Annotated in this window: 10 protein-coding genes; 6 read left to right on the top strand and 4 right to left on the bottom strand. The window is 62.8% G+C overall.

The features are described 5' to 3' along the window. Window positions 1-3: 3 nt before the first annotated feature. From hutG to hutI, 3 genes are read right to left on the bottom strand one after another with little or no spacing between them, the layout of a single operon-like run. Window positions 4-822, bottom strand: a complete 819-nt coding sequence (gene hutG, locus AC1DWF_RS06390; protein ID WP_476785299.1) for an N-formylglutamate deformylase — start codon at window positions 820-822, stop codon at window positions 4-6. Beyond that, the gene (gene hutH / locus AC1DWF_RS06395; RefSeq protein WP_476785304.1) at window positions 819-2,363 is read right to left on the bottom strand and encodes a histidine ammonia-lyase; all 1,545 of its coding nucleotides are present in this window, start codon (window positions 2,361-2,363) and stop codon (window positions 819-821) included. The genes hutG and hutH overlap by 4 nt, the downstream gene beginning before the upstream one ends. Further along, on the bottom strand, window positions 2,360-3,589 hold the full coding sequence (gene hutI, locus AC1DWF_RS06400) for an imidazolonepropionase (RefSeq protein ID WP_476786859.1): 1,230 nt from the start codon (window positions 3,587-3,589) through the stop codon (window positions 2,360-2,362). Before hutI ends, hutH begins: the two co-directional genes overlap by 4 nt. A gap of 98 nt (window positions 3,590-3,687) precedes the next feature. On the opposite strand from hutI, the gene AC1DWF_RS06405 reads away from it, so the two are divergent. Both AC1DWF_RS06405 and hutC read left to right on the top strand, forming a co-directional pair. Then, window positions 3,688-5,040 (top strand): formimidoylglutamate deiminase, encoded by a 1,353-nt coding sequence (locus tag AC1DWF_RS06405; RefSeq protein WP_476788628.1) that lies wholly within the window; start codon window positions 3,688-3,690, stop codon window positions 5,038-5,040. 27 nt (window positions 5,041-5,067) lie between these two features. Then, complete coding sequence (gene hutC / locus AC1DWF_RS06410; RefSeq protein ID WP_476785075.1) at window positions 5,068-5,820, top strand: histidine utilization repressor; 753 nt, start codon at window positions 5,068-5,070, stop codon at window positions 5,818-5,820. A gap of 24 nt (window positions 5,821-5,844) precedes the next feature. Here hutC and AC1DWF_RS06415 read toward each other — a convergent pair whose 3' ends face one another. Continuing rightward, window positions 5,845-6,189 carry a RidA family protein gene (locus AC1DWF_RS06415; protein WP_109574489.1) on the bottom strand — a complete coding sequence of 115 codons (345 nt, stop codon included), beginning with the start codon at window positions 6,187-6,189 and terminating at the stop codon, window positions 5,845-5,847. Window positions 6,190-6,396: 207 nt separating this feature from the next. On the opposite strand from AC1DWF_RS06415, the gene aztA reads away from it, so the two are divergent. The 4 genes from aztA to AC1DWF_RS06435 all read left to right on the top strand — a co-directional run bounded on the left by aztA (window position 6,397) and on the right by AC1DWF_RS06435 (window position 9,858). Then, a complete protein-coding gene (gene aztA, locus AC1DWF_RS06420; RefSeq protein WP_476785074.1) occupies window positions 6,397-7,236 on the top strand; it encodes a zinc ABC transporter ATP-binding protein AztA in 840 nt (279 codons plus the stop codon). 8 nt (window positions 7,237-7,244) lie between these two features. After that, the gene (gene aztB / locus AC1DWF_RS06425) at window positions 7,245-8,111 is read left to right on the top strand and encodes a zinc ABC transporter permease AztB (RefSeq protein ID WP_476785073.1); all 867 of its coding nucleotides are present in this window, start codon (window positions 7,245-7,247) and stop codon (window positions 8,109-8,111) included. 23 nt (window positions 8,112-8,134) lie between these two features. Next, the gene (gene aztC, locus AC1DWF_RS06430) at window positions 8,135-9,070 is read left to right on the top strand and encodes a zinc ABC transporter substrate-binding protein AztC (RefSeq protein ID WP_476804402.1); all 936 of its coding nucleotides are present in this window, start codon (window positions 8,135-8,137) and stop codon (window positions 9,068-9,070) included. A 143-nt stretch (window positions 9,071-9,213) separates the two neighbouring features. Beyond that, window positions 9,214-9,858, top strand: a complete 645-nt coding sequence (locus AC1DWF_RS06435; RefSeq protein ID WP_476841531.1) for a hypothetical protein — start codon at window positions 9,214-9,216, stop codon at window positions 9,856-9,858. Window positions 9,859-9,917 lie beyond the last annotated feature (59 nt).

Below are 9,917 nucleotides of genomic sequence, written 5' to 3' on the forward strand. Positions count from 1 at the left end.
GTGTCAGCTGCCCGCCCAGGCGAGCGCGGTTTTGAGGATGTCCGTCAGCGTCGCCCGGATCGGGGCGGCAAAATCGGCATCGTAGCGAACCGGCCAGTTCGACGGCTCGCCCTTGCCTTCGGGCTCGAGCAGGTAGCCGCGATTGGCGATCTCCATCTGCAGCCCATGGATGCCTTGGGCAGGATCGGCGTGGTGACGGGTGATCCAGCCGCCCTTGAAGCGGCCATTGACCACCCACGGGCGACCGGTCGCGGCGATGATCGCCGTCACCTTGTCCTGTAACACCGGATCGGTGCTCTTGCCGTCATTGGTGCCGAGATTGAAGACCGGAAGCTTGCCTTCGAACAGGCGTGGCAGCACCGAGCGGATCGAGTGGCAATCGTAGATCACGATCTTCGGATGCAAGGCCCTGAGGCGCGCGATCTCGCTTTCGAGGACAGCGTGATAGGGATCGAAATAGGCCTCACGACGCCTGGAAATCTCGTCCGCATCCGGCTCCTGCCCTGCTTTGTAGAGAGGGTCGCCGTCAAAAGTGACGGTCGGGCAAAGCTCGGTCGTTGTCTGGCCAGGATAGAGCGAAACACCTGAAGGGTCACGGTTCACGTCGATGATCGAGCGCGAAACCGTGGTGCGCACGATGGTTGCGTCGAGATCTTCAGCGAAGGCGTAGAGCTGATCGATCCACCAATCGGTGTCCCGCCTAGCCAGCCAGGGCGAGACGAAACGGTCATCGAGCCCGACAAGCTCGGTTCCGGTGTGCGGCAAGCTCACCAGCAAAGGTGCGTTGCCTCTGATAACAGTGAGCCAGGGCGTGTCGCTCATGCCTGGGCACCCGAGATTTGCGGCAGGCCGACGCCAGCGATCGCCTTGACGACCCCGCCGCTGCGGACCAGCGCGATGGCCTTTTCCATGTCAGGATGGAAATGGCGATCTTCGTCGAGATGCGGCACCTGCGCACGGACAAGCTTGCGCACTGCCTCGAGCGCTTCGCTGGAAGCGAGCGGCGCGTGGAAATCGCAGCCCTGCGCTGCCGCGAGCAGTTCGATGCCGACCACGCCACAGGCATTTTCGATCATCGACAGCAGCCGGCGCGCGCCGTGGGCGGCCATGGAGACGTGATCTTCCTGGTTGGCCGAGGTCGGGATCGAATCGACTGATGCCGGATAGGCCTTCTGCTTGTTTTCCGAGACCAGTGCCGCAGCGGTCACCTGTGGGATCATGAATCCGGAATTCAGCCCCGGCTTCGGCGTCAGGAACGCCGGCATGCCGGACAGTGCTGGGTCGACGAGCATGGCAATGCGCCGTTCGGACAACGAACCGATCTCGCAAACGGCCAAAGCGATCATGTCGGCGGCGAACGCCACCGGCTCGGCGTGGAAATTGCCGCCTGACAGCGCTGTGTCGTCCTCGGTGAAGATCAGCGGGTTGTCGGTGACACCGTTGGCTTCGGTGCCGAGTGTATCTGCGGCCTGGCGCAGCAAGGTCAGGGCCGCGCCCATCACCTGGGGCTGGCAGCGTAGACAGTACGGATCCTGCACACGCTCGTCGCCGACTCGGTGGCTCTCGCGAATGGCACTGCCGGCCATCAGATCGCGCAAGGCATCGGCTGTTTCGATCTGGCCGCGATGTTTTCTCAACACATGGATGCGCGGGTCGAACGGTGCGTCCGAGCCCTTAGCCGCATCGGTCGACAGCGCGCCGGTGACGAGCGCCGACTGGTAGAGCACTTCCGCCTCGAACAGGGCAGCAAGCGCATAGGCGGTCGAGAACTGGGTGCCGTTGAGCAGCGCCAGGCCTTCCTTGGCGCCGAGCGTGATATGCTCGAGCCCATGCGTGACGAAAGCCACCTTGGCAGGCACGATGCCATGCGGGGTATGGCAGTCGCCGACGCCGATCATCGTGGCCGTCATGTGCGAAAGCGGCGCCAGATCACCCGATGCGCCGACCGAACCCTGTCCCGGGACCACCGGGATGACGTCCCTGGCGAGCATCGCCTGCAAAAGATCGATCGTCTCGGGCCTTATGCCTGAGGCGCCCTGCGCCAGGCTCGCGAGTTTCAGCGCCATCATCAACCGCGCCACGGCGACCGGCATCGGTTCGCCGACGCCTGCGGCGTGCGACAGCACGATGTTGCGTTGCAGGGTTTCGAGATCAGCTGTGGGAATGCGGACGCTGGCGAGCTTACCGAAGCCGGTGTTGATGCCGTAGACCGGCTCGCCCTTGGCGACGATCCGCGCCACAGTCTCGGCGCTGGCCTTGATCTTGGGCCGGCACGCCGGATCGAGTTCGGGAACTGCGCCGCGATAGATGGCGCGCCAGTCGGCGAGCGTGGCATTGCCCGGGTTCAGCACAAGCGTTGTCATTTCCCTCTCCAGATACGGGCATGGAGCGGATTGAACCCCATGCGATAGACAAGTTCGGCCGGGCTTTCGATGTCCCAGATGGCAAGGTCAGCCCATTTTCCTGTTTCAAGCGTACCGGTTTCGGCCTGTAGCCCAAGCGCACGCGCCGCCTCGCGGGTCACGCCGGCGATACATTCATCAACCGTCATGGCAAACAGCGTCGCTGCCATGTTCATGGTCAAAAGCAGCGAGGTCAGCGGCGACGTGCCTGGGTTGTTGTCGGTGGCGACGGCCATCTTCACGCCGTGCTCTCGGAACAGCGCAACCGGCGGCTTCTTGGTCTCGCGAATGAAATAAAAGGCGCCGGGCAGGATGACCGCGACCGTGCCAGCCTTGGCCATGGCGGCAGCACCCGCCTCGTCTGTGTATTCGAGATGATCCGCCGACAACGCGCCATAGCTCGCAGCAAGGGCAGCGCCGCCGAGATTGGAAAGTTGGTCGGCGTGGAGTTTTACGGGCAAGCCCTTGGCCGTTGCGGCGTCGAAGACGCGGGCCATTTGCGCAGGCGAAAACGCAATGCCCTCGCAGAAGCCATCGACGGCGTCGGCCAAGCCTTCGGCCGCGATCTTGTCGAGCATAGAGCCGGCAACGAGGCCGATATAGGCGTCCTTGTCGCCTTTGGCTTCCGGCGGCAAAGCGTGCGCGCCCAGGAATGTCGTGCGCACAGTCACCGGCCGCAGATCGGCGAGTTGCCTGGCGGCACGCAGGGATTTTGTTTCGTTCTCAACGTCGAGGCCGTAGCCCGACTTGACCTCGACAGTGGTCACGCCCTCGGCGATCAGTGCATCCAGGCGAGGCAATGTCTGCGCCACAAGCTCGGCTTGGCTGGCCGCGCGCAGCGCCTTGACCGACGAGACGATACCGCCCCCTGCCCGCGCCACCTCTTCATAGGTGGCGCCGGCAAGGCGCATTTCGAACTCGTTGGCGCGGTTGCCGGCATGGACAAGATGGGTGTGGCAGTCGATCAGKCCGGGGGTGATCCAGCGCCCCTGGCAATCGACGATCTCGGCACCGTCGCGCAGCCCCAAGGGCATGTCGGCCTCGGGGCCAGCAAAAACGATGCGGCCGTTATGCGCGGCAATTGCGCCATGTTCGACAACACCAAGACCGGCCAGGCCTTCGGCAAGCGTGACCAGCCGCGCATTGCGCCAGACCCTTGCCGGTGCTGCTGATCGCTCTCCAGCCATGATCTTTTTCGTTTCCTCCGCTTTCAGTTATGTATATACATATCAAAACGCGATGCAAGTGCTATCGTGCGGCGCGCAAAAGAGGTGAGGAGATTATGGTGGCGACAATCTTCGCGGAGCAAGCGCTTCTGGCAGATGGCTGGCAACGAGATGTCAGGCTGACGCTTTCTGGCGGCCGCATCGACAAGGTGGAAGCGGGAGCCACGACGCAATCCGGCGATGAGCGCCACGCGATAGTCCTGCCCGGCATGCCCAATCTGCACAGCCACGCCTTCCAGCGCGGCATGGCAGGCCTCGCCGAAATCCGCGGCCCTTCGTCCGACAGTTTCTGGTCGTGGCGCGAGGTGATGTACCGTTTTGCGCTGGCAATGACTCCCGAACAGGTCGAGGCGGTCGCCGCGCAACTCTACGTAGAGATGTTGGAGGCAGGTTTTTCGCGTGTCGGCGAGTTCCACTATCTTCACCACGACCGCGGCGGCAGTCCCTATGCCAACATCGCCGAGATGGCCGAGCGCATCGCCGCTGCCTCCGTCAAGACCGGCATAGGGCTGACATTGTTGCCCGTCTTCTACGCGCATTCCGGCTTTGGCGGCGCGCCCGCCAACGAAGGCCAGCGGCGATTCATCAACGATACGAATCGCTTCGCAAAGCTTTTTGAGAAGTGCAGCGAAGCTCTCACAGGTATCGACGGTGCCGTGCTCGGCCTCGCGCCGCACAGCCTGCGTGCCGTAACGCCAGACGAACTCGCCGCCGTCACCGCCATGACCAGCGGGCCGATCCACATCCACATCGCCGAACAGGTCAAAGAGGTCGAGGACTGTCTTGCCTGGTCCGGCGCGCGGCCCGTCGAGTGGCTGCTGCAACACGCCGATGTCGGCAAAAGCTGGTGCCTGATCCACGCCACCCACATGACCGAGGCGGAAACGGTCGCGATGGCCAGGACCGGCGCGGTTGCCGGACTGTGCCCGATCACCGAAGCCAATCTCGGCGACGGCGTCTTTTCAGCGCCGCTGTTTGTCGAACATGGCGGCAAGTTTGGCGTCGGCTCTGATTCCAATGTCGAGATCGGCGTCGCTGATGAGCTGCGCATGCTCGAATATTCGCAGCGGTTGGCCCTCCGCGCCCGCAACGTGCTTGCCGCCCCTGGCCAATCGACCGGCCGCGCGCTGTTCGATGCCGCACTCGGCGGCGGCGCGCAGGCGCTCGGCGCTGGTCCGGCAGTGCTTGCACCGGGTTCGGCGGCAGACTTCGTCTCGCTCGACCCCGACCATCCGACGCTCGCCGGCAAATCAGGGGCCGCCATCCTGGACGCCTGGATCTTCGCCCGGGGCGGCAAAGTCGACTCTGTGTGGGTGCACGGCCGCAAGCTCGTTTCGGGTGGCGCGCATTTCCGCCGCGACGCTATTGCGGCTAGGTTCCGCAACGTGATGATGGAACTGACGGCGGCGTAACTGAGGAAAATTCTGGTGCCTGATTCGATGGCGGAGATTGTTGAAGAGCCGGTAAGCAGCGATGCCTCGACATCGCTCTACCAGCGCATCCTCAACGATATCCGCGACCGGATCGTTTCGGGCGAATGGGAGCCCGGCTACCGCATTCCCTTTGAGCACGAATTGACCGAAGAATATGGCTGCTCGCGCATGACCGTGAACAAGGCGCTTTCGCAGCTCGCCAAGGCCGGGCTGATCGAGCGCAGGCGAAGGTCAGGCAGCTTCGTGCGCCGGCCACAGTCGCAGGCCGCCGTGCTCGAAATCCACGATATCCGCATCGAAGTCGAGGCGCTTGGCCTGCCCTACCGCTATGAGCTGATCTCGCAGTCAAAGCGGCGGGCCACATCGCTCGACCGCGAGCGGCTCGGACCGGGCGCGTCAGTCCCAAGCCTGGTCCTGGCGCTGCAATGCCTGCACTACGCCGGTGTGCGGCCGTTCTGCATTGAAGACCGGCTGATCAATCTGGCCGCCGTGCCAGAAGCAGCTGATGAAGAATTTCGCAAATCCGCGCCTGGGCCGTGGCTGATCGGCCAGGTGCCGTGGAGTGCGGCCGAGCACGTCATCCGTGCCGCTGCTGCTGATGCCGAGATCGCTGCTGATCTGAATCTGGCAGCCGGCGCGCCTTGCCTTGTCATCGAAAGGCGAACCTGGAGCGCCGAGCGCCCCGTCACTCATGTGCGCTTCACCTATCCGGCGAATGCGCACGCGGTAGTGGCCCGCTTCACGCCGTCAGACAGCTGAAGCGGGCCATTCCGTAATTCTGCTTTACGCAGCGGCCGTGATGATGATCTCGACCTTGTATTCCGGGCCTGCGAGCTTGGCTTCGCCGGTAGCACGCGCAGGCGTGTTGCCCTGCGGCACCCAGCCGTCCCACACCGAGTTCATTTCGGCGAAGGTCGACATGTCGGACAGCCAGATGATCGCTTGGATGATCTTGGTCTTGTCCGTGCCTGCCTTGGCCAGCAGGGCGTCGATCTCGGCCAGGATGGCCTTGGTCTGCGCGGCAACGCTCTCGCCCGGTGCTCCAACCTGGCCAGCCAGGTAAACCGTGTTGTTGTGGATCACGATCTGGCTCATGCGCGGGCCGACATCGATACGACGAATGCTCATGGTGGTCTCCTTCCGTTAGGGGTGGCGCCTTCTTAGATTTTGCCTGCCCCCCGGCGCAAGGCCGCAACGATGGATTTCCGTAGGCCAGACGCACTGCCCCACCGGATTTGCTAGATAAATCCACCGGATTGTCGGGTCGCGCTCGTTGACTAATGTAATAACATCACATATCCAATTACGACTTCGCCGCAGCTGAGCCATGAGCCGATGACCGACGCCTGCCTGACATTCAAGGATCTGACGCTGGGCTACAGCAGCCATCCAGCGGTGCATCACCTCAATGGCTCGATCAGGAGTGGCTCGCTGACCGCTGTCGTGGGCGCCAATGGCTCGGGCAAATCCACGCTGATGAAGGGGATTGTCGGCGTGTTGAAGCCGATGGCCGGCGCCTGCACGGTAGCGCCAGGCAAGCGCGTCGCCTATTTACCGCAGCAATCGGAGCTCGACCGCAGCTTTCCTGCCCGTGTCGTGGACCTCGTCTCCCTTGGCCTTTGGCCCAAGCGCGGCCTGCTTGGCCGCTACAGCCGCGAAGACCGCGAAGCCGTGTCCAAGGCGCTGATGGCCGTTGGCCTCGAAGGTTTTGAAAAACGTGCGCTTGACACGCTCTCCGGCGGACAGCTCCAAAGGGCGCTGTTTGCCCGCGTGCTGGTGCAGGACGCGGACCTGATCCTGCTCGACGAGCCGTTCAACGCGGTCGACGCCAAGACCGTCGGCGACCTGATCAAACTCATCAAGCGCTGGCACGGCGAAAACCGCACGGTGATGGTTGTCGCCCACGACCTCGACCTGGTGCGCGCCCATTTTCCCAACACGCTGCTGCTGGCGCGCCAGCCGGTGGCCTGGGGCGAAACACTCGAAGCGCTACGGCCGGAAAACCTGCTCAAGGCTAGGCGTTTCGACGAGGCCTGGCACGACGATGCGCCCTGGTGCGAGCCGGATGATGGCCATGCCCATGCGCATCCCCATACTCACGACGAGCATCACCATCACGATCACGGCGAGGTCCATGATCGTCCCGACCATGAATCCGGCCCCCGGGCAGCGTGAACCTCGCCATGTATGATTTCCTGATCGCCCCCTTTGTCGAATTCGGCTTCATGCAGCGCGCGCTTGCCGGTTCGCTGCTGCTGGCGCTGGGCTCATGCCCTGTCGGCGTGTTCCTGATGCTTAGGCGCATGAGCCTGACGGGCGACGCCATGGCCCATGCCATCCTGCCCGGTGCTGCCGCAGGCTTCCTGCTCTATGGCCTGCAGATCGTGCCGATGACCATCGGCGGGCTGATTGCCGGCGTCATCGTGGCGCTCGGTGCTGGTGCGGTGTCGCGCTTCACCGTGCAGCGCGAGGACGCGTCCATGGCAGCGTTCTATTTGATTTCGCTGGCGCTCGGCGTTTTGATCGTGTCGCTGCGCGGATCGAGCGTCGACCTGATGCATGTGCTGTTCGGCACTGTGCTCGCACTCAACAATGACGCGTTGACCCTGATCGCGCTGATCTCGGGCATCACGCTGCTGACGCTTGCCGTTTTCTGGCGCGCGCTGGTCGCTGAATGCCTCGACCCGCTATTCCTGCGTTCGGTCAGCCGACTTGGCACGCCAGTGCACTTCATCTTCCTCGGCCTTGTCGTGCTCAACCTCGTCGGCGGCTTCCAGGCGCTCGGCACGCTGCTATCGGTTGGCCTGATGATGCTGCCGGCTGCTGCCGCACGCTTCTGGACGTCGCGCGTCGAACCGATGTGCGTGCTCGCCTTCGGCTTCGGTGCGATATCCTGCGTCAGCGGGTTGCTCATTTCCTATCACGCCTCGCTGCCCTCAGGCCCGGCGATCATCTTATCGGCAGGTGCGATCTACCTCACTTCCATACTTTTCGGCACGCGCGGCGTCTTCAACACCAAGCTTCGCCGCCACCGCCACCGCACCGCCTGATCCACGTCAACATGGAGAGACCTATGCTCAGAACAATTGGCTACGCCTCGCTGATGAGCGTTATAACATTAACTTCTTTCGCTGCGACTTCAGCCTCTGCCGAGCCGCTGAAAGTCGTGGCGAGCTTCTCGATCATTGGCGACTTCGCCCAGAATGTCGGCGGCGACCGCATCGATCTGACCACGCTGGTCGGTCCCGACGGCGACGCTCATGTTTACGAGCCCTCGCCTGCCGACGCGGTGAAGATGTCGAAGGCCGACGTCGTTCTGGTCAACGGCCTGCAATTCGAAGGTTTCCTGCAGCGCCTTGTCGAGGCGAGCGCGACCAAGGCTTCGGTGGTCGAGCTGACCAAGGGCGTCGAGCCGATCAAGATGAAGGAAGAGCATGAGCATGCCGCAGAGGCGGGCGGCGGTCATCAAAACCACGGCGACCTCGACCCGCACGCCTTCCAGTCGATCGCCAACGCCAAGATCTATGTGAATAACATCGCCGATGCCTTTTGCACCGCCGATGCCGCCGGCTGCGATAGCTACAAGGCAAATGCCGCTTCCTACACGGCCAAGCTCGACGCTGCCGAAGCCAACGTAAAGGCTGCGGTTGCTTCGATCCCTGAGGAAAAGCGCACCATCATCACCTCGCACGATGCCTTCGGCTATTTCGAAAACGCCTATGGCATCACTTTCCTGGCGCCCGAGGGCATTTCGACCGAAGCGGAGGCATCGGCTGCCGATGTGGCCGCTCTGATCTCGCAGGTTCGCGGCGACAAGGCTTCGGCGATCTTTGTTGAAAACATCACCAATCCGCGCCTGGTAGAGCAGATTTCCGCCGAAACCGGCGTGAAAATCGGCGGCACGCTCTACTCCGACGCGCTGTCCAAGGCCGATGGCCCGGCTGCGACCTACATCGACATGATGAAAGCCAACATCGCCATCATCAAGGGCGCGATCCTCGGTAGCTGATCGCCCTCGACCTGCAATCGGCCCTGCCGGTCGCCACCAGCCCAGAGCAAGGGTCCGATTAACCAGCCTGAATCAAGGCGGGGGCAAAAACCTCGCCTTTTTCTTCAAACCAGTCCGTTATGTAATAACATTATGAGGAAAACATGAAACATCTGCTCGCCACGACGTCGGGACTTGCCATGTTGCTCGGCATCTCCGTCATTCCTGCCTTTGCCGAAGAAAAGACCGCATGGCGGCTCTTCGTCTCCGATCATGCCGCGCCGGTCATCCACGCCATCGACATGGAAACAGGCACAAAGATCGACACATTCAACGTAAAAGCACCGTCCAGTCTCTACCGTTCCGACAGTGGCCGCACTGTATTTGCCGTGCAAGGCAAAGGCGATGTGATCTCCGTTCTGTCGAGCGGCATTTCGTTCGGCGACCATGGCGATCACGGCGACATCCACGTCGAAGCGCCGAAATTGCTCGATGTCGCGTTCGAGGGCAAAAAGCCCTCACATTTCGTCGACCATGATGGCGATATCGCCTTGTTCTTCGATGGCGAAGGCAAGGCCCGTGTCACCCGCGAAGCCGACATTCTGGAGGGTAGGCCGGCCATTCGCGAGGTGGCGACCGCAGCACCGCACCACGGCGTCGCCGTGGCACTTGGCGATCATGTCCTGATTACGGAGCCGAACCAGCAAAAGCCGGACGAGCTGCCGGTCGGCATTCGCGTGGTCGACCGTGCCGGAGCCTCGGTTGGCAATGWCCACGACTGCCCCGACCTGCATTGTGAGGCCTCGTGAGGCGATCTTCTGGCCATTGCTTGCGCCAAAGGCCTGCTTGTCATCTCATCAAGCGGAAG

It is taken from the genome of Aminobacter sp. P4_D5 (genome assembly GCF_056401815.1).